Source organism: Bacillus sp. CHD6a (genome assembly GCF_001293645.1).
Lineage (GTDB): Bacteria > Bacillota > Bacilli > Bacillales > Bacillaceae_I > Sutcliffiella_A.
The window spans coordinates 359,863-384,775 of the sequence record NZ_LBMD01000002.1 but is presented as its reverse complement, the minus strand read 5'-3'; the positions used below and the strand labels follow the sequence as shown (position 1 = coordinate 384,775).

The following is a 24,913-nucleotide window of genomic DNA, read 5'->3' as shown; positions in this document are numbered from 1 at the left end:
TTAACAAAAGCAATGACAATGGCGAAATAGTGATAAGGTTGCCATCACTATTTCGCTGGATTTCTAGTTTAACTCCTGTAGATTTCCGTTCCAGGTGTTCGCTTTCCGCGGGCGGTCCGGGAGCCTCCTCGGCTACGCCGAAGTCAATGAAAAAGTCTTGATTTTAATATTTTTATAAACACCGCTGTTGATTTCCGCAAATGGCTTCGCTTTCCTAGGGGCGCTGTTGGAGCCTCCTCGGCTACGCCTGCGGGGTCTCCACCTAGCGCTATCTCCCTCAGGAGTCTTCGCCTTTTGCTCCAATCAACAGCTAGGAATCATAATAAACTTTACGTTATCAGTTTTTCAGTGGCTTAGCTAAACCTGTGGGGTCTCCCCTGTCCCTTCCTCCCGCAGGAGTCTCACACCTTGCACTGCAATCTACAGGGAAATGTGTTTTTAACGAAATAACTTTGACTTATAGTCCTGTAAATTCGCTTGCTTCGTAGTATTCAGAGTCGATTAGTTCTTGTTGTACGTTCTCTTCGTCCACTACGATGACATCTGTTTGTTTTGCTTTAACTTCTACTTCTCCGTTATCATAAAAACCTGTTGTTTCTGGAGTTTTGCCGTCTAGGATTTCTACTGCAATACCCATAGCATCCGTCACTAATGTACGTACGTCTTTGAATACTGTCATAGATTGTTTACCATCAATGATATATTGGATGGAGGCTTTTTCTGCATCCTGTCCTGTTACTAAGTAGCTTGATACTTCCCCATCAGTTGCGAACACGTCTGCAATAGAACGTGCTGTACCGTCGTTTGGAGCAAGTACCGCCACGTCACCTTTCATATCTGCACCCACTGCAGTTAAGTGTGTTTGTGCTTTGTTCTTCGCTTCGTTTGGATCCCAGTTAGTTGTTACCTGTCCTAGAATTTTACTCATTTGGTCACGAGTAAGTTCAGCTGTGTCTTTTAAAGCTTCCGCTTCACTGGAGTTTGCAATTTTGAACGTTCCGTCTGCAATTTTTGGTTGTAACACACTCCAAGCTCCTTCAAAGAAAAGGAAAGCGTTGTTGTCAGAAGCTGCACCTGCGTATAGGTAAAGCGGAACGCCAGATCCTTCTACATTGTCGATCAGGTATTGTCCTTGAGCAGCACCAACTGCCACACTGTCAAATGTCACATAGTAATCCACTGCATCTGTGTTTGTAATTAAACGGTCATAAGAGATAACCGTGATTCCTTCTTTCTTAGCCGCTTCTACTGCTGCAGCTGCTGCATCTCCATCTTGAGGAGTGATAATCAGCACTTCAATTCCTTTGTTGATTAATGTTTCAACGTTCTCTTTTTCCTTCGCGGAAGAACCTTGGCTAAAAAGGATTTCTGTTGTATAGTCAGAATCTTTCAATGCATCCTTGAATCGTTGCTCGTCCTGCACCCATCTTGGCTCATCCTTTGTTGGCAAAACAATTCCCACACTTACACTGCCGCTTCCCCCTGTACTGCTGTTACATGCCGCAAGCATAGCTGTAAAAAGCATTAAAACAAGTAATAATGACGTAGCTTTCCAAGTCTTTTTCAATTGTTGCTCCCCCTTTGTTTTGGCTTATTTCATTAATTTGATTACAACTTAATTATATGGCAGGGGTTAAAAGGGTTGTAAGCGCTATCACTAGCACTCTTTTGGTATTGTCTGTACTTTTTTAATAATTGGGAATATTTTAAGAGGAATAATTTCTCTACTTACTCTAGTACTTTCATACAAGCACGTTCTATTAAACTTTCATTAATGATAGTAGGAGGTGAAAGATTATGAAGAAGATTATATTGTTTGCGGATACGGGAATTGATGATGCGATTGCCGTAATTTATGCATTGAAAAATCCTGAGATAGAGTTGAAAGCGATTGTTGCAGGTTATGGAAATACGGATCGCGATCGAAGCGCGAGAAATGCAGAATATCTATTGGAATTGGGAAGGAAGGAAGGTGTTCCTGTCATTGCTGGAAGTACAAGACCACTAAGTGGTGAGCTACCGGAATTCTTCCCGGAAATTCATGGAGAAGAAGGACTTGGCCCTATAATTCCGCCCATCCCTGCAGAACGTTTTACGAATCGAACAAACTTCAGTCAATTGTTCCGTATCATTAAGGAACACCCGAATGAACTAACAATTGTAAATGTCGGCCGCTGTACATCGCTAGCTATGGCTTGGTTCTTGAGTCCTTCTGTGATGGAATTGGTAAAAGATACGTTTATCATGGGAGGCGCTTTTATTGAACCGGGGAACGTTACGGAGGTAGCAGAAGCCAACTTTTTCGGAGATCCTGTAGCTGCAAATTTCATTGCGCAAAATGCCCCCAACCTGACAATAATCCCCTTGAATGTAACCCGCAAAGCACTCATTACCCCTAGAGTCGTGGATTTTATCGATAGTGTTGCCACTACTCCCCTCCAGCAGATCATTAAACCAATTCTTGATTTCTATTATGAGGCCTATCAAGAGCTGGAACCTGGGATTGCCGGGACGCCACAGCATGATATGGCTGCAGTGATGGCAAGCCTAGAGATTCCTGGATTATTCACCTACACAAGTAAAGAGGTGAAGGTAGAATATAAGGAAGGTTATGCAGTGGGCCTCTCCATTGCAGACTTCAGACCGGGCGTGCCTCAATGCACAGGTGCAGGTTGTGTGAGGATTGCGACGGAAATTGATGAAGGTATTTTCTTTGTAGAAATGTTGAGAACTTTGATTAGGAATGATTAAGATAAAACAACATGAGATCCCTTGGTGGGATTTCATGTTGTTTTAATTTAAAGCTTGCTTAATTCATCCATAAACGCTGGTCTATTTTTCAGCTCCTAACGTCTTATAGAACCCATAAAATGAAAAAGTGCAGCCACCTCAAAGCAACTGCACCCATACAACATTAACTATTATTATTCCACTATTACCGTTCTCTTCTCCTCATGCGATCGACGAATGGCATCCATTACGACCTGCACCCCATGGCCATCTTCCAATACTGGCAAATGAGGGTTTACTACCTCTCCAGCTAGCGCTTTATATACCTCATCCAACGAGCGATAAAAAGCATTGTAATAACCAGCAGCAACCGGATTCATTCCCTCTGGTATCGCTAAAGCTTCTTCTATATCCACTTCTTCCAAAGGATCATTTCCAAGTCCAACAAGCACTTTGTTGTCCTGAGACATTTTTATTGTACCTTCTGTTCCGTAAACCTCTAGCTCCCATCCTTCTGCATGACGAACGGCAATGTTGGAACCGATGTTAAAGGTTCCTCCGCCTCCAAAATTACCCATCGCTTGGAAAGCATCATCTGCTGTACGGACTTCCTTCTCACCGGTTTCATCCGTGAATTCTGGTACATGAGTAGTCAGCTGGCCAGAAACAGATTCTATCTTCGCATCAGTCCACCATAACAGGGAATCAATTAGATGTGAGCCCACCGCTCCTAGCATCCCGCCTGCCTGATCACTCTGACTTAACCACCCTCGTTTACTTGTGGCATACCTTTCATATCCTGCAATATTCAGGGAGAAATTCACATGCAACACCTTGCCTATTTTCCCGCTTGAGATTATTTCTTTAACCATCTGTCTTGCAGGTAAAAAGCGATACTCAAAATTTATCCAGCCTAATTTACCAGCTGCATCTCTTGCCTGTATCATCTTCTCTGCCTCTGCCGCATCAAATGCCATTGGTTTTTCACATAGAACATGTTTGCCGCTAGAAAATGCTTTTACCACCATGTCATGATGCAACAATGGCGCAGAAGCGACAGAAACCAAATCTATCTCTTCTGACTCCAGCATTTCCTCCCAGTTTCCATAAATTTTCTCCATACCTGTTTCCTCTTTAATCTCACCCAGTCTCCCGCGGGATACACTTGCAATGGATACTACCTCAAACCCTGGATGACTTTGCATCACTGGTACGTGAACCTTTGCGCCAAAACCTGTTCCGATAATACCTACTCTTATTTTTTCCATGATGATTCCCCTTTTATGTAATTGGTCTTCCCAGTTTAATTTCGACAAAAAACAGCACTCTCCTTTTTTAATTCGGAAAGTGCTGTCCTACATTGCATATTAGTGACGATATTTAATTGCCAGACCTTTTAAGAAATTCCTCGCATATTTATCCATGCAAGCTTTGTAGTTTTTGTGCCCCTTCTTACGTAAAAAAGCACCCAATTCACCCTTTGTTATGGAAACTCCTGCTTCTCCGACAATGTCAATAATATCTTCTGTTGTTAAGGAAAGGGCAATCTTTACCTTTTTCAGAAGAATATTGTTTGCCGGTTCATTGGAAAAAGGAGGCTTTGCCGGCTGGCCAGGTTTTGGTTCTTGTCTGCCTCTTTTGAAAATAATCAAACCGTTTAGAAACGACTCCAGCTTGTTATTGTTGATAGGAAGAATTTCTTCCTCTTCAAGCGCCTGTTCATATTCTTCCTCGGTATCAAATTCATAGCTATCTACCTCTTTAGTGAGGATCATTTGTACTTCTTCTCTCGTTACTTCAATGTCACCAAGTTTAAAGATTTCAACCATATCGTTGTCCTTAATGTCTAGTGCGTATCTTAGTCTAATTAGTATATCGTTGTTCGTCATGTATAAACTCCTTTTTTGTATTGCTCATTCCCTATATTTATTACCATTTACCAATAAATTTAGCATTTATTTTGCCAAGGGAATTTCAATTGTGACAACAGTTCCTTCTTCCATCTGTGACGTTATTTCTATATCTCCATTGTGTGCATGGATAATTTCTTTCACAATGGATAGACCGAGTCCTGTTCCCCCAATTTTTCTCAGGTCGGAATTGTCCACCCGATAAAACTTAGTAAAGAGATGAGGAATTGCATCTTTTGGAATTCCAATACCATGGTCCCTTATGGTTACTTGTACTGTCTCACCCTTAGAAGTGACCGTTATTTGAATTTTACCGCCATCAGGAGAATATTTAATCGCGTTGCTCAGTAAATTAGCCATTACCTGTGCAAGCTTCTCCCTGTCAGCTTCCACTTTCCTATGATCCGTTATTACCTCAAGATGTATTGGATGAGTATTGGCTTTGTGTTGGAAGATCTCACTTACTTCCTTAATAATTTCAACTATATCTTCCGTTTCTTTGTGGTAAATTTGTTTTCCCGCTTCCATTTTCTGTACATCTAGAAAGTCATTTATTAATTCTGTCAGACGCTTTGCTTCCTGATAGATTGTTTTCAAGTAGGTTTTTTTCCGTTCTTCTGATAACTCTTTGTAGATCATTCGTTCTGTAAAGCCAAGAACACTAGCTAATGGTGTACGTAGCTCATGACTTACGGTACTGACAAACTCCGATTTCATCCTATCCACTTCATACTCTTTTGTCATATCACGGAATACCAAAATGTAACCGTAGGAAAGGTCTTGTCGTGATACTTTTTCCTTATACATTTTAAAGACACATCTCTCATGCCTTTGATTCAACTCAAATATTAAGGCATCATCAGCAGACTCTTTTTCACTAAAAGTAGTAAGTAGATCTGCTTGCAGTTTTTCTTTGTCGACTGCCATTTCAATAAGGACCGTTGTCCATTCTTCAAAAGATAGTTGCAACAACCGACTAGGCGTTGGGAAGTTCAATACGTCACACATTTTCGTGTTTGCCTGAAGTACACTACCTCTTTCGTCCACTAATAAAACACCCTCCTGTATGGTGTTTAAAATGTCCTGGTAAAAGAGGCGATTCTCTTCCGAATCCTCATACAAATCTACTTTTTCCAAAGCCATACTGACTTGCAAAGCTAGTGCTTCCCCTGTTTCTATTTCTCGTTCAGTGAAAGTCGCATCATATCTTGTGAACTGCATGTAAGCCGCTATTATACCATTAGATGTAAGGACAGGTATAAATAAATCAAAGGCTGCCATATCTTCAGAATGGTAGGTGGCCTCCATACGACTACATTTTCTATCAACTTTAAAGGCTTTTTTAACCTCCACCAATTGTTGAATGAATACATTATTCTCTTCTAATCTTAACTGTTCTACCGCTTTCTTTGACAAACCAATAGAAGCAACTGACCTTTTTTCATTAAGCATCATCATAATGCCTACATTTGCATTTAATACCTTCCCCATGTTTCGAACAACATTCTCTAGGAGACGCTCTCTGCTTAACGTCTCTCCCATATCATGAATAAACTTATTTCTTACCTCAAGCTGCTTATTACTCTCTTCAATTATTGAAATATTTTCTTCCAATTGTACTTGCTGTGCTTGAAGTTCGTCTTGCTGTGCGTGCAGTTCATCCTGTTGAGCAAGCAGTTCTTCATTTTGGGCCATCAACTCTTCTTCATTGTATTGTAGCGTATTTACCATCGTATGAAGCGCGTTGGATAATACACCTATCTCATCGGAGCTATTCTGATGAGATGGAAGCTCTGTTATCTTGCCATGTGTAATCTCATCGGCTGCCTCTGAAAGTTTTCGCAGTGGTTTACCCACCTGTTTAATAAGGACCCAAGTTATAATGAACAGTAAGGAAATCACAAGCAGAAAATACATGAAAAACAAGATTTGACTGGCTTGTATCTTATCTGACATCAGGTCCACATTGTTTTCTATTTCCTGATCTACTTCATACCGGTATTCTTTCATATAACCCATAAAATCAAAAATTCTATCGGATACTCCCTGGTTAAACAGATAGTTCTGAAGCTCATTCATATTGTCTTGTTCATATAATTCCTCAATTTTTGGAAGATATATAGCAAAATAGAATTGATGGAACGCTGTTACTTCACTTACAAACTGTTCGTCATTTCTGTTTTCCGCCATCCTGGCAAGACTTTCTATATCCTTTTTAATGTCTGATTCAAATCCTTTTGCATCTTCTAACATCTCTCGGTTGGAAAATGCGACATAACCACGATAATCCACGAAGGAACTATTAATATTATCATCGATAGCCTGTATTTTCTCTTCCTTCGCTTCGAGCGCATTATTCCTTTCCTTGAACTCTTCAGATAGGGAGTACTCGTAAACTAACAGAGTTATAATTCCAGTGATCAAAACAAGAAAAAAGATTCCATTAATGATTAAAAATTTCGTAGATATACTATTTTTCCACTTCATTTAGCATGGCCTCTACTTTTTCTGCCAGCTCCATCGGACTAAATGGCTTGGACATAAATCCCGAAGCTCCTGAGGCACGGACCTCATCTCGAACGGATTGCTGACTTTTAGCTGTAAGGATAAGGACAGGAGGAACAGGGTTCAGTCCCATCGTTTTCATTTTTGTTAGGACTTCTAAGCCTGTGTATACTGGCATCATATAATCGAGGATGACCAAATCAAATGTATTCCCAGCCATCAACATATCCACAGCTTCTTTACCGCTACATGCCTCCTCTATTTGGTGCCCTTCATCTTCTAGTGTATCTGTAATTAGCATGCGAAGAACACTTTCGTCCTCAGCAAGTAAAATATGTGCCATTCGTGATTCCTCCATTTATCATTGAATTACTGTTTATTGGGATACCCCTTTTCGTTGCATTTCTCCCCAACCTCTCTTCTTCCTTAATACATCTATGATGCCTTGGCATCTCCAGATTATGGTTAAAGGTCTGTACCAGAAGGTTTCTGTAAGAGAATAGAAGAACAAAACAACAATATGCCTGGCTTTAGGGTATCGTCTAAGACTCCACTCTTCCATCAAGACAGCCAACATGGAATAGATCGAACCATAGATGACAAAAAGCAAGAATAGGAGCAACGCTATTTCTTCATTCATACCACCAAGAAAAAAAGAGAGGATTATATATAAATAACCTGTTAATTCCACAATTGGCCCCATAAACTCTATTAAGATAAAATATGGCATGGATACCATACCAATTGATCCGTATTTAGGATTGAACGCCATAGAACGGTGCATCCACAAACTTTCAAATAGCCCCCTATGCCATCGATTTCGCTGTCTTTTTAAAAAAGTTATTTCTTCCGGAGCTTCTGTCCAGCACACAGGGTCTGCAACATAGACAATTTTCTTGTTGGCTTTCTTTTCCTTTATATACCGGTGCAGCCTTACGACTAATTCCATATCCTCTCCAACGGTATGAGAATAGCCACCGGCATCGATTACCCACTTTTTCGAGAAAACCCCAAAGGCACCTGAAACAATCAATAAAAGATTGTGCCTGCTTAACCCGATTCTCCCCACTAAAAATGCACGCAAATATTCAATAACCTGCATGATGACAAGTGGATTGGAGGAAAGGCCCACCTTCATGATAGAACCGTTTTCAATAGCGGAACCGTTAGCAATCCTTACACTTCCACCTGTAGCAATAACGTCTCCATCAGAATCTATGATAGGCTTCATTACTTTTAAGAAAGCGTCCCTCTCCAGAATAGAATCGCCGTCCACTGAACAGAAATAGGGATAGGCGCATACGTTAATACCAACATTTAATGCATCCGATTTCCCACCATTCTCCTTATCTATCACATATAAATAATCATAAATAGAAGATTGGTAGATACCTTTTACTTCTTTTGTCTTCAATTTCTGTTTTACTATTTTCTTTATCTTTTTCAATTGAAATTCTTCGATGAGTTTTTCCATCGTATCATCTTTTGAACCGTCATTTATCACAATGATTTCATACTGCGGATATTCTATGCTAAGTAGAGAGCGAACAGATGGAACAATCCCAAGCGATTCATTATAAGCCGGCACCAATATAGATAGTGGTTTTGAATAACTTACATCCAATAGGTCCTCATACGGCTCTGTATTGTCCAGCTGATAGTTCTTCCTGACTTGGAACAAGGAAACCAGCAACATAAACAGGTAAAAAAGAATGACAAATCCCATATAAGCAATAACAAACCAACCAATTCCCTGTAATAACAAATATACAAAATTACCGTCCACGGATTTGCCCTCCTCTCTGCAACCATTCTTCCGCCATATCTCTTGCAAAGCGGTCTGTTGAAGTTTCAAGAATCTGATGGAGATGGTCTGCTCCTCCTTCAATGGATAAGATGGATTGGGCTGCGTTATTTCTGACATCATAATTTGTGTCACTTAGAAGCTCCGTCAAAATAAAGAGGCTCTCTTTACGGTTGGTCCTGCCAAGTAGTTTACTGAGCATTAATCGTTCTTCCCATGTGCTCTCTGGAAGATCTACATACTCCATCCATTCCAGAATCTTTGAAAATCCTAATTCATTCATTGCTTTTAAAATCCTAATTTTCTTTTCTCCTGAAGAAATCTTAAGTAGGTCCTCAAGAAAAGGCAAAAACTCTCTTTTCCCCTCTATTCCTATCATATCTAGCACTGGAAGCTGAATGTATTCAGGGAAGGCATCAAAATTTGTTACCATTCCCTGAAACTGTCTCTCGGTCATTACACCCACTAACGATCTATACATAAATTCCGATAGACGCCAATTTGGTTCTTTTACTAATTCCTCCCAGTGATTCGTTTCAAATCGAACTAAAATCTTTAATAATTGTCTTCTTTCTTCCTGAGACAGACTTCTCTTCTCATAGGTGTTAAGAAGGTAAGGCACCATGCTTTTAAGTTGAAAATCCTCAATTGCATAGAGACTATTCATCCTTATGCTCCAACGCCGACGAAGCAGGTTTCGCTTATACTTCTCCATAAAATGGGTGTTTGCAAAAAGCGTAATACGCTCCTGCACTTCATCCCCTTGAATGACATCCGCAAAGTCGCTAAACAGTTCTTCCATTGCTTTCCACTGTTTTCCGCTCCATTCCCGTTCTAGAATGTCTGCATTTTGCCTGTATAAGTATTCAAATACATTAGCCCTTAATTCTTCTTTATGTTGATCAATATTTTTACGTAGGTTGTTCTGCATCAATTTAGTCACAAGCATAAAGATAAAGATAATCGAGAGCAAAATAAAAAAAGCAAGAATGATAACCAGGACGATAGAAACAAAATTATTAACCAATGTCACATCCCCCGCTTTATCAGATGCTGAAGTCTTGCTTCCACCTCAAGGAGCTTAAAAGGTTTTGTCACATAATCATCCGCTCCAAGCTGCAACGCTTTTTGTATATCCCTTTCGCTTTTCCTAGAAGTTAACATCATTACTTTAAACTGGTCATGGCGTCTTTCCGAGCGAAGTCTATGTAACACTTCCAGTCCATCCATTTTCGGCATCATTCCGTCAAGAATGATGACATATCGATCGTTACTCTCCAGCCATTCGGATTGTAAAAAGCTTTGTCCATCCGAAAATGTTTCTATTTCAATGGCTCTATTTGCAGGAAGAGATAGCTTTCCTACTACTTCAGAAAGCATCATTCTGACAATTTCATCATCATCCACAATGGCGACCTTAACTTTCTGGATAACAACGTCGTGTTCTCCCACTGATGCTTCGACTCTGGCTCTCCCTTTCTTTTTTGCTTCGTAAAGAGCTTTGTCCGCTCGCTCCATAGCTTTTTCCAACGATAAGCCTTCCTCCATAACCTGGACGACTCCTCCTGAAAAAGAACAGGAAAAAGACAGTTGATTTGCTCTAAATGTTACCTTCATAAAACCTTCAAGAAGTCGTCTTACAAGCTTTTCCGCCTGCACTTGGGTTGTATTTGGCAACAACATGGCAAACTCTTCGCCTCCATATCTCGCAAAAACATCCCCTGATCGCATATGTTGTTTCATATATGTTGCAAGGCCTTTCAATACCTCGTCACCTACTACATGCCCATATGTATCGTTTACCTGCTTGAAATGATCAAGATCGATCACTCCTATACTGAACGGCTCTTTTACTCTAGAAAAGTTCGCCTGCAGTTTAGCATAAAACGAATGATAATATTTTCGGTTATAAACTTTTGTCAGTTCATCCATCAACAGCAACTCTTCATACTGCTTCTTTCGCGCCACTTGCCTGGAGATTCTCACTTCAAACTCTTCTAGATCCAATGGCTTGGACATAAAATCATCTGCACCCGCACGGTATGCGTTCATACGTTTTTCCTTTGTTGGATTAGAACTGATGATCAGTATGGGTGTTAACACTTGTTGACCATTTGCTTGAAGCCTGTCCAATAAATGATGCCCTCTTTCATCCTTTAACTCATCGTCCACTATTAGACAATCCGGTTTGACATCATAAAACGTATCAATTGATTTCTCCATGTCCGTACTGACCAATACATGAAAGAACCTGCTCTCTAAATATTCCTTCCATTCAACTAATAAAGAAGCATCCGGATCAGCAATGAGGACCCTTGCTTGTTCTGTAGCTATCTTAGCAGTTCCGCTGATTCCCTGACAGAAGCTGATGACCTCACTTAGAAACAATCGGCAGTCTTCCCACTGCCATACTTCCCTTGTTTCAACAAGTATCACTTCATATAGTGCTTCTGTAATATCTCCTAGCTCATCCAAGCCGACTGTCCTTGCCGTCCCTTTAATTGAGTGAACAAATCGATACACTTCTTCGTGAGAAATATCGCTGGCGCTACTTTCCCACTTATCTATTTGATTCATTATATTTTGAATTAATTTCGCTTTATATTTATCCAACTTAACTCAACCTTTCGATGAGACAACCATGATGAAAAGTCACTAATATCCCAGTATATATTTCTATTATAATGATGGTTGAATAACATGTCATGAATATATTTTTATTTATGCATCCTTGAAAATAAATGAAGACTTCTTTGTACCAAATAAAAGCTGCAACCAAAAGTAAAAGACACCACTTCATTAGGTAAGTGGTGCCTTTTATGAAGGCTCTTTTCTCAAAAATTGTTGCTATAAACCAGGAAAAGGTCGGCAATTGGACTTTTCGTTCTTAAATAGTCCTATTTAGGCAGGAAGTGTTTCTTTTAGGAAAAGACACGAAAGCTACGAAAACAGCCTTTAAGAAAGATAAAAATTAATGATATTGCGATAAAAAAACTTTGATGTAACGATTCCTTCTTCTATTCAGACTTTAAAGCCTTATTTCTATTTTGAATTCCCATTATTATACCTAACAAAAACTTAATAATTATACCTATAAAAAGATATATAGGAAAAGAGTATATATATTCCCAGTTGATTAGTTCGTATAGATTAAAGTACGAAAATATCGGTTGACCAACAAAACTTCCGATTAGTGCAAATAAAGTAATAGCAAGTAAATAGGATTTCCATTTCCCAAAGAACTGGTATAAAAACATATAGGTAATTGGAATAAGCGTTAGATCTAATACGTTTATAAATCGAATGCTTCCAAAAAGTTGATCAGGATATCGCCATAATGTCAATTCTATCCCTATACTGTTTAGAACGGTAGATAAAGTCATCGTAAGAAATAATCCAGCACCTATTTCAGCCAGTCTGTTTTTATCTACTAATTTCCACCAAGTAATCCAAAAAGACAGTACAATAATTAATAAGATCCACCACTTTGGAGAAAACAACATGCTTTCGACCCATTTTGCATATTCGTAATTGAAAATTTGTTGCCTTAGATTTGTAGTCTTATCCAAGAGATCATCCCCACATTTTTTTCATTTTAATATAAGTTTACCTAAGACAAAATAAACTATACAAAATTTATAAACGAAAGGTTCCTTTAAAAATACCCTTATACGAACAAAATACTCTCCTTATGTTTGTAAACTGTGCATGGTAGGTTAAGTAATGTTTTTGATTTAATTTTTCAAATGATTTTTTGGGGGGAATGGCTCCAAAAAAAGGGCTTATCCCTATTAGAGATAGCCCTGTGAATGTCGCACGCTTTATGCAAAAAAAATCTTTTTTTATTTTTGTTAATTAAACTTTTCGTACAAACCTAACCACGCTCTCTACGTGCGCCGTTTGAGGGAACATATCCACAGGTTGGATCCAATCCACTTTATACTTTTTGCTAAGGAAATGAATATCTTTGGCAAGGGTGGAAGGATTACAGGAAACATAAACAAAATTCTTCGGTTCTACGTCAAGCACAGTCTTCATGAAAGTCTCGTCCAGGCCTGTACGTGGTGGATCGACAACTATCGTATCCGGTCTCCAGCCTTCTTTTACCCATCTTGGCAGCCATTTCTCTGCTTTGCCTGCAACATATTTCATGTTGGTATAGCCATGGCGTTTGGCGTTTTCTTTTGCGTCTTCTATCGATTCTGCAATGGTGTCCATGCCACGAACCTCACCTGCACCTTCTGCTAGCCAAAGGCCGATGGTTCCCACTCCACAGTATGCATCGACGACTTTTTCTTTTCCAGTCAATTGTGCAGCTTTTTTTACTAAATCATAAAGTTTGACCGTCTGGACAGGGTTAAGCTGGAAGAAAGCCCGTGCGCTCAATTCAAACGAAACGTCTCCAAGCGTTTCCTGAATCACTTTTTCTCCGCTTAGATGAATCGTTTCTTCCCCGAAAATAAGAGAAGTTTTTTTGCCGTTTATGTTTTGCATGATGCTCTTCACTTTTGGCAAACGCTTTTGAATTTCTTCTACTACTAACTGTTTGCGCGGCAATTTTTCATCGGTTGTAATCAGTACTACTTGAATTTCCCCAGTAGAAAAACCTACTCTAGTCATGATGGTGCGAACGGAAGGTTGACCTTTTTTCTCATTTTGGACAGGTATGTTGAAATCTTGCAATATTTTCTTCACAGTATTGGTTACTTCCGTTGTAGCACTGTGCTGGACGATACAATTATCAATATGAATCAACTTGTGCGAATTTGCCCCGTATAGTCCTGCAATCACTTTTTCCTTTTGCTTGCCAACCTGGAATTGACTCTTATTACGGTAATACCATGGATCTTCCATTCCAATGGTCGGCTTGATGTCGAGTTTGCTCACATTCAGCTTTGTATGCCGTTCCAAAGACTGAATGACGATATCACGTTTCAAAGTGAGCTGTTGATCGTATTTCAAATGCTGCAGCTGACAGCCTCCGCATTGCTCATAAATCGGGCATGGGGGCGTGGTACGATGTGGGGATTTGCTTCGGATTTTTTTGATTTTCGCTTCCGCAAACTTATTTTTCACGTCTGTCACTTCCGCCACGACCACTTCATCTGGTAGTGCACCAGGAACAAACACCACTTGCTTTTTAAAATAACCGACACCTTCTCCGTTGATCCCCAAACGCTTAATCGTTAACGGAAAAGTTTGGCCCACTTTCATATCGATATTGGATTGTTGCTTGTTGTATGCTTTCTTCGTTTTCATTTCACTAACTCCTCAGCTTGCGGTTCGATGCTTCTCCAAAGGTATAGGGAAGCATAGCTTAAATATGGTTCCCAGTCCTTCGCCCACTCCTGCATCTGCAGAACAGTAGGCTTTTGGTCGAGTCCTTTTAATTTTTTCAAGGCATTCTGAATGCCAATATCAGCAATTGGGAATAGATTTGGCCTCCCTAGTCCAAATAGAAGCAGGTTTTGGACAGTCCAAGGGCCTATTCCTCTTATTTTTACAAGTTCTTTCAGTATTTCTTCATCCGTTTTTTGCTCCAAATTGTAAAGGACCAAGTCACCATTTGCAATCAGTTTGGAGGTATCTATAATGTATTCCGCTTTTCTGCGGCTCATTTTCAGTTCGGTGATTTGTTCGTAATCAAGCTCGGATACATCTTCTGGCCTCGGATAGAACCAAACTCCTTCTTTCATAAAACCGAATGTATGGACAAAACGTTGCGTCAACGTATGAGCGAACTTCATGTTGACCTGCTGATGGATAATGCATTTCATTAGACAATGGTAGAGGTCAAAATCAAGTACGAGGGGCGTGCCTTCGTGCTCTTGGAAAATAGTTGCAAGATCTGTTCTGGCAAAATGGTTGGCAATGTCTTGGAGCGGCTTATCCCATTGGAAAATAGCTTTTATGTGCTGGATTTCTTTATCGGTCACCGTTGCTGTACTATATAATTGGAAGCTCGGGTTTTGTTTCGTCCCTATGGCCTGCACTTCTATTACCACTGGAGTTTCTCCCTGATACATCGGTACTTTTACAGAACGCGCTTTTTGATCGACGACCATTAGCGGATCAATGGAAAGTCGCTGCAAAACTCTGTCAAAATCATATGGTCCATCTATCTTTATCTTAACCAATTTCCCCACCGTCCTTTATATACTTTCCCAATTATAACGGCTTTCTGGTGTGTTGCCAAACAGAGTAGTTCTGAGAGAGAAATACAAAAAAGAACATGCAGAAAAACTCCTTTGCTGGTGGGCGAAGGAGTCAGTTTTCTTGTATAAGCAATAACGGATTGGGAATAGTATGTTGTGCAGCAATCTCATCTAGACTTTTGAATTCATATCCTTGTTTACGAAGGTCGTCTATGACCTTTTCCATCGCTTCTGCATTGTCTTTTGACACAGTGTGAAGTAAAAGTATCGCACCAGGATGTATTTGAGCCATGATATTATCATAAGAATATTTCCAACCTTTTTGCTGATCCGTATACCAATCAACATAAGCCAGGGACCAGAAGACATGCTGATAACCCATTTGGTTTGCTAGTGCGAGAGTTCGGTCGCTGAACGTTCCGCGGGGCGGCCTTAAATAAGTCATATTATCAAGGCCTGTTATGTTTTTATACTCTTCTTTTATCATGTCGAGCTCTTTTCTAAAGCGAACATCGTTTACTTGTGTCATATCTGGATGATGCCAGCTGTGATTGCCGACGATATGACCTTCATTAACCATTCGTTTGACAAGGTCCGGTTGATCTTTAAGGTAATATCCTGTTACGAAAAAAGCTGCAGGTACTTTTTTATCTTTAAGTACGTCCAATACTTTTTCAGTGTATCCATTCTCATAGCCATTATCAAAAGTAAGATATATTTCTTTTTTGGTCGTATCCCCAAGGTAAAAAGCGTTATGTTTCTTTAAAAGTTCATTGTATTTTTGACCTGCATCCGGCGGCTCATGATTCTGACTCTTTTTAAAACCCCAATGCAGGGTCGTAGTGGAATAGGTGTCCGCTTGACTTAAATGCGGAATGATAAAAAGTGCTACAACAGTTATGGTTAGGATATTAAGTAATTTTCGCATGATAATGGTGTTTCCTCCCTTCCATGATTTCTAGCTACTATTATGTTTCGTTTTGAAATAAGGAATGATACGGTGTATTGTTTTCCAATTGACAGTTACATTCACTTACTCTCGGAAAAGTAGGAAATACTGTCCAAATGCAGGCAAATACTAGCGCAAATATGTAAAATACAAGCCAAAGTTGGCAAAATACTGTCCGAAAAAACCACCATACAAGCCAATCGACATTTACCGGGAAATAATGACACGACTACCTTCCATCGATGATCGTCCCCAAAATAATAAAAAAGTTCGGCAACCATCTTGGTCACCGAACCGCTAATTTTTTTGCTCTATCAGTTAAACACTCTATCCTTAAACTGGGCAAGCTTTTCTAGAGAAGACTTCTCTACATCCGCATGCAAGCTGTTACCATGCGAATCCATTGTTACAACCGCTGTAAAGCCTTCTACATTCAAGTGCCACATTGCCTCTGGAATACCAAACTCCATTAAGTCCACACCATCGACACCTTTAATACAGTCGGCATAGTATTGTGCCGCTCCGCCGATGGCATTTAAATAAACGCCTCCGTGTTCTTCCAGGGCTTTCAATGTTTTTGCACCCATTCCACCTTTGCCCATGACGGCACGAATACCGAACTTTTTCATAATGTCCCCTTGGTATGGTTCCTCACGAATACTTGTTGTTGGTCCTGCTGCCTTTACATGCCAGTTTCCTTCGTTATCTTTCAGCATAACGGGGCCGCAGTGGTAGATGATTTGTCCATCTAAATCAACGGGAGCATCATGGTCGCTCAAGTGTTTATGAATCGCGTCACGGCCAGTGTACATTCTGCCATTAATGCGAACCACGTCGCCTACTTTTAACGAACGAATTTTCTCTTCCGTAATCGGCGCTTCCAAGACAATTTCACTCGCTTCAGAAGTTGCTGCTACTTCCTCTTGCTCTGCCAACTCTTTTGAAAAATCAATCATTTCGCCTTCCTGATACAACCACTCGTTAATCTCTCCTGTTTCCGGATTGATCTTTACTCCTAAACGGCGGTAAGCCCAGCAATTATACGCAACTGATACGAAAAAGCTTGCTGGAATACGATGTGCAACACCAACCTTACAGCCAAGCAATGTCGTTTCACCACCGAAGCCCATTGTTCCTATCCCAAGCTTATTGGCATTTTCCATTACATACTCTTCAAGTTCTTTTAACTCAGGTACTGTGTTCTCATCATCAAGGCTCCGGAAAAGCTGTTCTTTTGCAAGCTCATAACCGGAAGTGCGGTCGCCACCAATACCCACACCGATAACACCTGCGCTACAACCTTGTCCTTGTGCTTGGTAAACAGAATGCATAACACACTTGCGGATACCATCGAGGTCACGACCTGCGCGGCCAAGACCTTCAAGCTCGCATGGCAAGCTGTACTGGATATTTTTATTTTCACAGCCACCACCTTTTAAAATAAGGCGCGCGTCAATATAATCCTTTTCCCACTGTTCGAACTTTATGACAGGTACTCCATCGCCAAGGTTGTCTCCGCTGTTTGCACCAGTTAAAGAGTCCACTGAATTAGGACGGAGCTTTCCATCCTTTGTAGCCTGAACAATCGCTTGTTTGATTACTTTTTTAATTTCAAGCTGGTTTACGCCAACAGGTGTTTTTATTTTAAATGTAGGCAGACCTGTGTCCTGACAGATGGGAGACACATTTTCATCGGCCATTGTAATGTTATTGGTAATTGTAGCAAGTGACATGGCTGCACGTGTTCCTGCACTCTCACTAAGCTTTGCCTTAGCAATCGCACGACGAACATCTCTAGGCAGCTTTGTAGAGGTTTCTACAATCAAGTCATACATGCTCTCATATAATTTATTCATTATTAACTCCCTCTCCTATCCCCAGTTGAAAAGTTATCTACGTTTCTTTTTTACATCCTTCATTATACTTGTTCTAATTAGAAGGATAAAGCACTTTGTAACCGATTCCATCAAAACCCTGAGCACTGTTGGATTTTTGTGGTAAAGTAGGATATAGATACATGAGAGATGGGAGACACAAACATGGCACAGATAAAACTTTTACAAGCAAGACTAGATGATGCAGAGCAGTTGACTGGTATTATGAAAGTGACATTTAATGAGGAAGCGCTTCGCTGGCTTGGTACGGTAGATTCGCCTATTGTGGACTACAATATCCAACCTCCGGGTTATGATTCCGTATATTCTACCAGCTATATGATAGAAGAGCTTACCTATTACAAGATAATGTTGGAAGATCAACTAGTAGGCGGGGTTATTCTGACCATGACGGGTAAAAGGTTTGGCAGGATTGACCGAATCTTTATTCATCCTGCTTACCAAGGACAAGGCTTAGGATCTGAAGTGATACGCTTAGTGGAAAAAGCATATCCTTCTGTGACAACTTGGGACTTGGAAACTTCTCCAAGACAAAAAGGCAACCTTCATTTTTATGAAAAAATGGGCTTTGAGCGCACATTTGAAACGGAAGATGAGGTTGGTTACATCAAACGCAATAGCAACGGAATGGCTGCTTCAGAACATACATTTGAATCCGTCCATTTGGAAGATGCAACTTTCTATCAGGCAAATTTAGCAAACAGTGCTTTCAATAATAGCACGTTAGCTGGTACACATTTCAGCAATATCAATTTAAGGGAATCAAAGTTCCAGAACATTAATTTCCGTGAAACGTTGTTTGCTGACTTAAACCTTTCGGGTAGTAGAGTAAAACACGTTGACATGAGTGGTGTCGAGTTTAGGGATACGTCTATTGAAGGGGCGCCTGTAAGCTTTGAGCGTTGTGAATTGATGGGGACGAATTTTACCCGTTGTAAAATGGGTGATGTGGAAATTAACGCTTGCGACATTTCTGGAATGAAGATTGATGGGGTGTCGGTGGAAGAGTTGTTGGAGGTTTATAGGATGGTTAAGAAATAATAGGGTTGCCTAAGGTTGAGGTGGAGTACCTTCAGGGTGTTATTGTATGAAGACATTTTCGTGCATTTTTTTAACTTGTAAATGTCTTCATACCAGCTGTGAAGACATTTTCACGGCCTTTTTTAGTTTGGAATTGTCTTCATCACCTCAATGAAGACAATTTCCCATGATCATTATACTCAAAATGGTTTTCATACCCTTCGTCAAGACCTCATTCATTGCTTTTTTAACGCAAAGAAGTCTTTATACCCTTTATAAAGACTTCTCACAAAACTTATTCCATGTTACAAGGTTCTTAAAGCTCCCCTAAAGACCTGATGCAACCCATATAGTTGCCTAACAGGTCCTTAACCTTATCCTTACTCCCAATCCTTCTTAAATTGATTGTACTTCCCTTCCAAATCATCAAGCATCTGAATCAAGCGGTCGATGTCCTCTACATCGGTTGATTCCGGATCTAATGAATCCACGACCTCCAAAAACATATTCAATCTATTTTTCAAATAATTGACTTGAGAGTCCTTGTTGTCTGTTGCTTTTCCCATAATAATCGCACCTTTCTGCCATTCCTGTAAGTTTTTCTTTATACTACCGCACTAAAGCACTTCAAGCAACCTTCGAATAATTTTACGGTCTGTAATTCCATGAATCATGATACAATGAAGGGTAAGGTTTTTAATAAAGGAGTTTACAATGAAAACAACAATACTACCACCAATTACCCCTTCCTATGATCCATGGGAAGCATATTTAGATGTGAAAGAATACGGCCAAATGGAACTGACAAACGTAGAATTTACCACCACCACTCTTTGTAACATGCGTTGTGAGCACTGTGCCGTCGGATACACGTTACAACCAAAGGATCCGCAAGCTCTGCCAATAGATTTGTTAATTCAACGCTTGGAAGAGATTCCACTACTTCGCTCCATCAGTATCACTGGCGGTGAACCGATGATGAGCATGAAGTCAGTAAATGAATATGTAGTGCCACTACTAAAATATGCCCATGAACGTGGGGTGCGAACGCAGATTAATTCCAACTTAACGTTAGATTTAGCCAGATACGAAAAAATCATTCCTTACCTGGATGTGTTACATATTTCTCATAACTGGGGTACGATGGATGACTTTGTGGAAGGCGGATTTGCAATGATGGATCGCAAACCGACGTATGAGCAGCGAGCCAAGTATTTTGAGCGTATGATCGAAAACTCAAAGGCCTTGACTGCCGCCGGAGTAATTGTATCTGCTGAAACGATGCTCAATAAACGTACCCTTCCCCATATCGAGCATATTCATAAGCAAATTGTCGAGGAAATGAACTGTCAAAGACATGAGGTGCACCCTATGTACCCTAGCGATTTCGCTAGTGGGATGGAGGTTCTGACACTTGATGAAATGCGTGATGCCATCCATAGTTTATTAGATATGCGCGATGAAAATACATGGATGTTGTTTGGTACGTTGCCGTTTTATCCTTGCAGTGATAACCCGGAAGATCGTAAATTATTGAAACGCGTCTATGAGGCAAAAAATGTGACGGTTCGAAATGACCCGGACGGCCGCTCCCGTTTGAACGTGAATATTTTTAACGGAGATATCATCGTCACAGATTTTGGCGATACGCCTCCCCTAGGGAACATTCAAACAACAGACTTGCCAACTGCATATGAAAAATGGAAAGAAACCTCCATTGCAAAAGAATTAGACTGCCACTGTCCGGCAGTTGCTTGTCTTGGACCAAACATATTAGTAAAAAATGCGTACTATCCAAACATGGATTTTACTGTACGTGAAACGAAAATATCCAAATAAACAAAAGCCTGGGGCTTGAAGTGAAGCCACTGAAAAAGATGTAGAAATGTTACTAAACACCGCTGTTGATTTCCGCAAATGGCTTCGCTTTCCTAGGGGCGCTGCTGGAGCCTCCTCGGCTTCGCCTGCGGGGTCTCCACCTAGCGCTAGCTCCCTCAGGAGTCTTCGCCTTTTGCTACAATCAACAGCTAGGAATATATAAAAACTTTATTTTATCAGTGTTTCAGTGGCCTCGCTTCGCCTGCGGGGTCTCCACCTAGCGCTAGCTCCCTCAGGAGTATTCGCCTTTTGCTACAATCAACAGCTAGGAATATATAAAAACTTTACTTTATCAGTGTTTCAGTGGCCTCGCTTCGCCTGCGGGGTCTCCACCTAGTGCTAGCTCCCTCAGGAGTCTTCGCCTTTTGCTCCAATCACCAGCTAGGAATCATAAAAAAACGTTACGTTGTCAGTTTTTCAGTGGCCTCCAAGTCCCAGGCTCTCTTATTTATTGTGCAGGGCTTTAAGTGGTCGGCACTCTCGCTTTAAGTCTTTTACCCTTTAAGGCACAATAGAATCCTAAACTGATCAGCACACTTCCCATCAAACTTGAACCCAAGATTAACGCTCCGTCCCATTTGAGGGAGCTTCCTGCCAATTGCCATGCTTGATAAGGGATGAATAAAAGCAGAAAAATAATCCCTATACCCCATAGCAGTAAAATGGCATGATGTTTATCTTCATTTTCTATATAAGATGGCTTTTGCCTCAATTCAACTGTGACCATTGTCCGAACAATAACTAACAAAACAGTTAAACCTAAGACCAATAATACTAGGTGCATCATCTTGTAGATGACCTCCTTTTTATTCTCACTTTTTAAGACGCTTGAAGGCGGAAAAAGTTTCGGTCCATGGTTGGCTTTTCGTTCGACAAGGTAGTGGAAGTTCTGTAACCTTCTATTACCCAGCTTGGAAAAGAATTAAAACTGGTAAAATAAGCTCAACTTTCCATATAAAAAACCAGCCCGGTTATAGGCTGGCGTATCTCAAAAGGACTATCTCGGACGGTCGGAAGCTGCAAAAATGAAGCTCACATGGTCTTGAACCGGAATCCACGCCCCAATTCCTTGTGAAGTAACATTCTTCACAACAATTTTCATCTCTTTCCCTTTTAAAACTAGGTAAACTTCTCCGTACGTAATCTTCCCTTTTTCACTAACTGCCGGAGAATAAGCGTACAGGTATCCTAACTTTTTCACAGGAATGTTGTACACCTGATCCTTTTTCGTTCCTGCTCCAACGATAGTTTGAAAGGATAGAGGAAGCTTTGTTTTATCCATCGCTTTTAACATCATCATTTCTTTTACATCATCAGCAGCTTCCACTTTGGAAGTCAGACCACCTTTGACACTTTTTTGAGCTTCCTGACGGTAGTGAAGTTGTATCGGCGCTTTTCCACCGCGGTTATCTGTGTAGTTCGTATTTATTTTTTGATATTCCCAGTTCACACTCGTTTCCGTTGACTGATACGATAGCGGCCATTGGCCAAGGTAAATCGTCGCCCGGTAACCGATTGCCACTGGAGAAGGAGAAATGTTCGACTCATTTAAAATCTTAATAAGTTTTGGGTTTTCAATTTTCACATTGGATGAATCAATCAGTTCTTGTGATAGTTCACTTGGTTGCAGATATGGCACATCTTGTGAGGGATTTGGATACGTATTGTCCTTAGAGATATCTAATACAGAATTCGGTACCTCCAGTTTTTTATTATCAACTTTCACCTTTGTGTCTTCTGCTTGGACATTACTTAGTGTGAATCCAAATGCAATAAACGTTGCCATAACAATTTGAAGTATGCGCATGATTGGTATTACTCCTTTCAATCGTCTTGAAATCTATGTACTGTTATCTTTTTCGAAGGGATTTCAGATTATCCATGAAAGGTGAAACTTTTTATCTTAGTAATACGTAAAAAAGATACAGAGGAGGCTGATCAAAATGAAAACACCTACCTGTGCAAACTGCCATAACCAATGGAGCTGGAAGATGACCTGGAAAAAGACGTTCACCTTTAAACAAGCGATTACGTGTCCGTTCTGCGAAGAAAAACAGTACATAACAAAGAGTGCGAGACAAAAATTAACCCTTCTCCCAATAGGTATTCCCTTATTAAATGTGCCATTTCTTACCTTTGGTGTGAACGGCTTTTTTCTGACTATCGTGTATGTTGTATGTATTATTGGAATTGCAATTTTTATGCCGTCCCTCTATGAATTAAGCAACGAGGAGGAATCGTTATGGTAAAGGAATACTTAAGGAATAAATATGTCATCCATTTTATTATATTTTTAGTGCAAATTTGCTGACATACCCCTTTTTCCAAAATAGAACGTTTTTGGATATGTTCATGTTGTCCATACTTTACGCCTTGATTTGGTGGGTATGGGACAGCGCCACTTTTTCAAAAATAAAAAAACACAAAAGCTAAACTTAGCTTTCGTGTCTCAACTTTTTATATAGATTTTCCAAACGAGGATAAAAAATTTGAATTAATGGTCCAATTCCAAACGTGATGATAAATGTCCCAACCCCGATCGGTCCTTTGAATAGTAGAGCAAATATAAGGGCAAATACTTCCCCGATGGTTTTTGCTGTCATCATCTTCACTTTAAAACGATTCTGGATCCCAAGCATCAAGTTGTCAATTGGAATGACTGGGAACTTTGCTTGCAAGTATGCAGATATCCCCACTGCCATGATGACCATCCCAGCCAAAAGGGCAATAAAACGTAAAACCATTCCCACTGGAATCCATGCTCCAAATACCTGTATTAACCAGAAATCAATAAAAACGCCGACAAGAAAAATCGTAATGACCGCTAGATAGTCAGGTTTGCTCTTATGGAGCCATGCGTTGATTGCTATTAGGATAATCCCGACAATAAACACCCAACTTCCAACCGTGAGCCCAAATGTGGAAGAAAGCCCTACGTTTAGAGCGTCCCAAGCACCAGCTCCTAAATCCGATTTTATCGTCAAACTGATCCCGAAGGATAAGACAAAAAGTCCAATTAAATAAAATAATGTTCGAATAACCAATCTGATAACTCCTCTACATTTTACTCTCACTTGTCCTACTTTATCATTGTAAGCGTGAATCATCAAAATATGAAAAAAAAGAAAAAAAGATTAAATAAATCAGAATATTTATAACATTCAACCTATATACTAACAGTACCTTAAAACGAAGGAGGGAAATAAAGCGAAGTCACCTTAGAGTGAAGGAGTGATTTACACCTACACAGTGCACATATAAAGCTTTTTATTCCTTAGTTCAAAGCTTTAACCCCTTGGTACTTAGAATTGATCCGTCAACCTTATATGCTTTGGGACTCTGTGCAGCCTACCGCACAGAGTTTTTTTGTGATTACGGAAGTTCGTGCGTTCGTGCGAAAATTAGGAAGTTGGTGCCAAAATGAGCCAAGTTCATGCCGAAAAGAAATGCCTCCCTTTAATGCCTCCTACATGCCTTTAACATTTATCTTATCCACTCCACCTTTTATAACTCGGAAACATCTGTGTTTAAAATTTACCCAAATAGCCACATTAACAAAGAGTACTTTTTAAATGAAAGGTGTAGAGGCTATCCATGAATACTGATTTAAAGAGCAAAATCACTTCCATGTTCAGCAATCATAAAATTGGCACACTTGCCACTATTAGAGGCGACCGTCCCTATTCCCGCTTTATGTTATTTTTCAATGAGGATTTAATTTTGTATTGTGCAACGAACGAGCATACTCACAAAATTGAGGATATTAAAGCCAATCCACATGTACATATCCTTCTCGGTATGGAAGGTACAAGTTGGAAGCAACCATACGCAGAAATAGAGGCACAGGCAAGCTTTGAAGACAGTGCAGAATTGAAAAAGAAATTCTGGGATGAGAAATTATCAGAATGGATCAAGAGTCCAGATGATCCGGAATATCTGCTATTAAAACTGACCCCTTCTGTCATTCGTTATTATGAAAAGGCTGGTAGTGAGGCAGAAGTGTTGGAACAGTAGTAGAAGCCTGCCTGCTCTTATGGTAAGTTAAATATAACGACTAGAAAGCGGCC

22 protein-coding genes are annotated in these 24,913 nt (G+C 40.1%); 5 read left to right on the top strand and 17 right to left on the bottom strand.

The genetic code is table 11. The annotated features are described in order from the left end of the window. Positions 1-457: 457 nt before the first annotated feature. On the bottom strand, positions 458-1,567 hold the full coding sequence (locus AAV98_RS04550) for a sugar ABC transporter substrate-binding protein (RefSeq protein ID WP_060664354.1): 1,110 nt from the start codon (positions 1,565-1,567) through the stop codon (positions 458-460). A gap of 230 nt (positions 1,568-1,797) precedes the next feature. On the opposite strand from AAV98_RS04550, the gene AAV98_RS04545 reads away from it, so the two are divergent. After that, positions 1,798-2,751 carry a nucleoside hydrolase gene (locus AAV98_RS04545; RefSeq protein ID WP_060664353.1) on the top strand — a complete coding sequence of 318 codons (954 nt, stop codon included), beginning with the start codon at positions 1,798-1,800 and terminating at the stop codon, positions 2,749-2,751. A gap of 173 nt (positions 2,752-2,924) precedes the next feature. On the opposite strand, the gene AAV98_RS04540 is transcribed toward AAV98_RS04545, so the two are convergent. The 12 genes from AAV98_RS04540 to AAV98_RS04485 all read right to left on the bottom strand — a co-directional run bounded on the left by AAV98_RS04540 (position 2,925) and on the right by AAV98_RS04485 (position 17,909). After that, positions 2,925-4,046, bottom strand: a complete 1,122-nt coding sequence (locus tag AAV98_RS04540) for a Gfo/Idh/MocA family protein (RefSeq protein ID WP_060664352.1) — start codon at positions 4,044-4,046, stop codon at positions 2,925-2,927. A 51-nt stretch (positions 4,047-4,097) separates the two neighbouring features. Further along, positions 4,098-4,619, bottom strand: a complete 522-nt coding sequence (locus AAV98_RS04535; RefSeq protein WP_060664351.1) for a DUF1456 family protein — start codon at positions 4,617-4,619, stop codon at positions 4,098-4,100. Between the two features lie 66 nt (positions 4,620-4,685). Continuing rightward, on the bottom strand, positions 4,686-7,127 hold the full coding sequence (locus tag AAV98_RS04530) for a HAMP domain-containing histidine kinase (protein ID WP_060664350.1): 2,442 nt from the start codon (positions 7,125-7,127) through the stop codon (positions 4,686-4,688). Continuing rightward, the gene (locus tag AAV98_RS04525) at positions 7,111-7,488 is read right to left on the bottom strand and encodes a response regulator (protein ID WP_060664349.1); all 378 of its coding nucleotides are present in this window, start codon (positions 7,486-7,488) and stop codon (positions 7,111-7,113) included. Before AAV98_RS04525 ends, AAV98_RS04530 begins: the two co-directional genes overlap by 17 nt. A gap of 33 nt (positions 7,489-7,521) precedes the next feature. Further along, positions 7,522-8,871: a glycosyltransferase family 2 protein gene (locus tag AAV98_RS04520; protein WP_060664404.1), complete on the bottom strand. Its 1,350-nt coding sequence runs from the start codon at positions 8,869-8,871 to the stop codon at positions 7,522-7,524. A 49-nt stretch (positions 8,872-8,920) separates the two neighbouring features. Continuing rightward, positions 8,921-9,976, bottom strand: coding sequence for a HEAT repeat domain-containing protein (locus AAV98_RS04515; RefSeq protein ID WP_060664348.1), 1,056 nt, complete (start codon positions 9,974-9,976; stop codon positions 8,921-8,923). Positions 9,977-9,978: 2 nt separating this feature from the next. Continuing rightward, the gene (locus tag AAV98_RS04510) at positions 9,979-11,562 is read right to left on the bottom strand and encodes a GGDEF domain-containing response regulator (protein ID WP_060664347.1); all 1,584 of its coding nucleotides are present in this window, start codon (positions 11,560-11,562) and stop codon (positions 9,979-9,981) included. A 404-nt stretch (positions 11,563-11,966) separates the two neighbouring features. Then, positions 11,967-12,518: a CBO0543 family protein gene (locus tag AAV98_RS04505; protein WP_060664346.1), complete on the bottom strand. Its 552-nt coding sequence runs from the start codon at positions 12,516-12,518 to the stop codon at positions 11,967-11,969. A 286-nt stretch (positions 12,519-12,804) separates the two neighbouring features. Further along, positions 12,805-14,208, bottom strand: coding sequence for a 23S rRNA (uracil(1939)-C(5))-methyltransferase RlmD (gene rlmD, locus AAV98_RS04500; protein WP_060664345.1), 1,404 nt, complete (start codon positions 14,206-14,208; stop codon positions 12,805-12,807). Then, complete coding sequence (locus AAV98_RS04495; protein ID WP_060664344.1) at positions 14,205-15,086, bottom strand: DNA-3-methyladenine glycosylase family protein; 882 nt, start codon at positions 15,084-15,086, stop codon at positions 14,205-14,207. Before AAV98_RS04495 ends, rlmD begins: the two co-directional genes overlap by 4 nt. Positions 15,087-15,216: 130 nt before the next feature. Further along, a complete protein-coding gene (pdaA, locus tag AAV98_RS04490) occupies positions 15,217-16,032 on the bottom strand; it encodes a delta-lactam-biosynthetic de-N-acetylase (protein ID WP_060664343.1) in 816 nt (271 codons plus the stop codon). A gap of 335 nt (positions 16,033-16,367) precedes the next feature. Beyond that, positions 16,368-17,909, bottom strand: a complete 1,542-nt coding sequence (locus AAV98_RS04485) for a fumarate hydratase (protein WP_060664342.1) — start codon at positions 17,907-17,909, stop codon at positions 16,368-16,370. A 183-nt stretch (positions 17,910-18,092) separates the two neighbouring features. Here AAV98_RS04485 and AAV98_RS04480 point away from each other — a divergent pair, with 183 nt between their 5' ends. Further along, complete coding sequence (locus tag AAV98_RS04480) at positions 18,093-18,989, top strand: GNAT family N-acetyltransferase (protein WP_060664341.1); 897 nt, start codon at positions 18,093-18,095, stop codon at positions 18,987-18,989. Between the two features lie 359 nt (positions 18,990-19,348). On the opposite strand, the gene AAV98_RS04475 is transcribed toward AAV98_RS04480, so the two are convergent. Beyond that, positions 19,349-19,534, bottom strand: a complete 186-nt coding sequence (locus AAV98_RS04475) for an SE1561 family protein (RefSeq protein ID WP_060664340.1) — start codon at positions 19,532-19,534, stop codon at positions 19,349-19,351. 148 nt (positions 19,535-19,682) lie between these two features. Here AAV98_RS04475 and yfkAB point away from each other — a divergent pair, with 148 nt between their 5' ends. Further along, the gene (gene yfkAB / locus AAV98_RS04470) at positions 19,683-20,807 is read left to right on the top strand and encodes a radical SAM/CxCxxxxC motif protein YfkAB (protein WP_060664339.1); all 1,125 of its coding nucleotides are present in this window, start codon (positions 19,683-19,685) and stop codon (positions 20,805-20,807) included. A gap of 502 nt (positions 20,808-21,309) precedes the next feature. Here the strand turns inward: yfkAB and AAV98_RS04465 are convergent. Continuing rightward, on the bottom strand, positions 21,310-21,633 hold the full coding sequence (locus tag AAV98_RS04465) for a hypothetical protein (protein ID WP_060664338.1): 324 nt from the start codon (positions 21,631-21,633) through the stop codon (positions 21,310-21,312). Between the two features lie 210 nt (positions 21,634-21,843). Next, complete coding sequence (locus AAV98_RS04460) at positions 21,844-22,653, bottom strand: YfkD famly protein (protein ID WP_156317621.1); 810 nt, start codon at positions 22,651-22,653, stop codon at positions 21,844-21,846. A gap of 136 nt (positions 22,654-22,789) precedes the next feature. Between AAV98_RS04460 and AAV98_RS04455 the strand changes: the two genes are divergently transcribed. Next, the gene (locus AAV98_RS04455) at positions 22,790-23,095 is read left to right on the top strand and encodes a TIGR04104 family putative zinc finger protein (RefSeq protein WP_060664337.1); all 306 of its coding nucleotides are present in this window, start codon (positions 22,790-22,792) and stop codon (positions 23,093-23,095) included. Positions 23,096-23,281: 186 nt separating this feature from the next. On the opposite strand, the gene AAV98_RS04450 is transcribed toward AAV98_RS04455, so the two are convergent. Beyond that, complete coding sequence (locus AAV98_RS04450; RefSeq protein WP_082380763.1) at positions 23,282-23,890, bottom strand: YczE/YyaS/YitT family protein; 609 nt, start codon at positions 23,888-23,890, stop codon at positions 23,282-23,284. A gap of 550 nt (positions 23,891-24,440) precedes the next feature. Here AAV98_RS04450 and AAV98_RS04445 point away from each other — a divergent pair. Beyond that, the gene (locus tag AAV98_RS04445) at positions 24,441-24,860 is read left to right on the top strand and encodes a pyridoxamine 5'-phosphate oxidase family protein (RefSeq protein WP_060664336.1); all 420 of its coding nucleotides are present in this window, start codon (positions 24,441-24,443) and stop codon (positions 24,858-24,860) included. Positions 24,861-24,913 lie beyond the last annotated feature (53 nt).

What these genes read in the sequence shown, in the direction of transcription:
- rlmD (WP_060664345.1), bottom strand. Translation starts at nt 14,208, where the DNA reads ATGAAAACGAAGAAAGCATACAACAAGCAACAATCCAATATCGATATG.
- AAV98_RS04465 (WP_060664338.1), bottom strand. Translation starts at nt 21,633, where the DNA reads ATGATGCACCTAGTATTATTGGTCTTAGGTTTAACTGTTTTGTTAGTT.
- AAV98_RS04530 (WP_060664350.1), bottom strand. Translation starts at nt 7,127, where the DNA reads ATGAAGTGGAAAAATAGTATATCTACGAAATTTTTAATCATTAATGGA.
- AAV98_RS04445 (WP_060664336.1), top strand. Translation starts at nt 24,441, where the DNA reads ATGAATACTGATTTAAAGAGCAAAATCACTTCCATGTTCAGCAATCAT.
- yfkAB (WP_060664339.1), top strand. Translation starts at nt 19,683, where the DNA reads ATGAAAACAACAATACTACCACCAATTACCCCTTCCTATGATCCATGG.
- AAV98_RS04545 (WP_060664353.1), top strand. Translation starts at nt 1,798, where the DNA reads ATGAAGAAGATTATATTGTTTGCGGATACGGGAATTGATGATGCGATT.
- AAV98_RS04520 (WP_060664404.1), bottom strand. Translation starts at nt 8,871, where the DNA reads ATGGGATTTGTCATTCTTTTTTACCTGTTTATGTTGCTGGTTTCCTTG.
- AAV98_RS04535 (WP_060664351.1), bottom strand. Translation starts at nt 4,619, where the DNA reads ATGACGAACAACGATATACTAATTAGACTAAGATACGCACTAGACATT.
- pdaA (WP_060664343.1), bottom strand. Translation starts at nt 16,032, where the DNA reads ATGCGAAAATTACTTAATATCCTAACCATAACTGTTGTAGCACTTTTT.
- AAV98_RS04480 (WP_060664341.1), top strand. Translation starts at nt 18,093, where the DNA reads ATGGCACAGATAAAACTTTTACAAGCAAGACTAGATGATGCAGAGCAG.
- AAV98_RS04475 (WP_060664340.1), bottom strand. Translation starts at nt 19,534, where the DNA reads ATGGGAAAAGCAACAGACAACAAGGACTCTCAAGTCAATTATTTGAAA.
- AAV98_RS04460 (WP_156317621.1), bottom strand. Translation starts at nt 22,653, where the DNA reads ATGCGCATACTTCAAATTGTTATGGCAACGTTTATTGCATTTGGATTC.
- AAV98_RS04485 (WP_060664342.1), bottom strand. Translation starts at nt 17,909, where the DNA reads ATGAATAAATTATATGAGAGCATGTATGACTTGATTGTAGAAACCTCT.
- AAV98_RS04525 (WP_060664349.1), bottom strand. Translation starts at nt 7,488, where the DNA reads ATGGCACATATTTTACTTGCTGAGGACGAAAGTGTTCTTCGCATGCTA.
- AAV98_RS04455 (WP_060664337.1), top strand. Translation starts at nt 22,790, where the DNA reads ATGAAAACACCTACCTGTGCAAACTGCCATAACCAATGGAGCTGGAAG.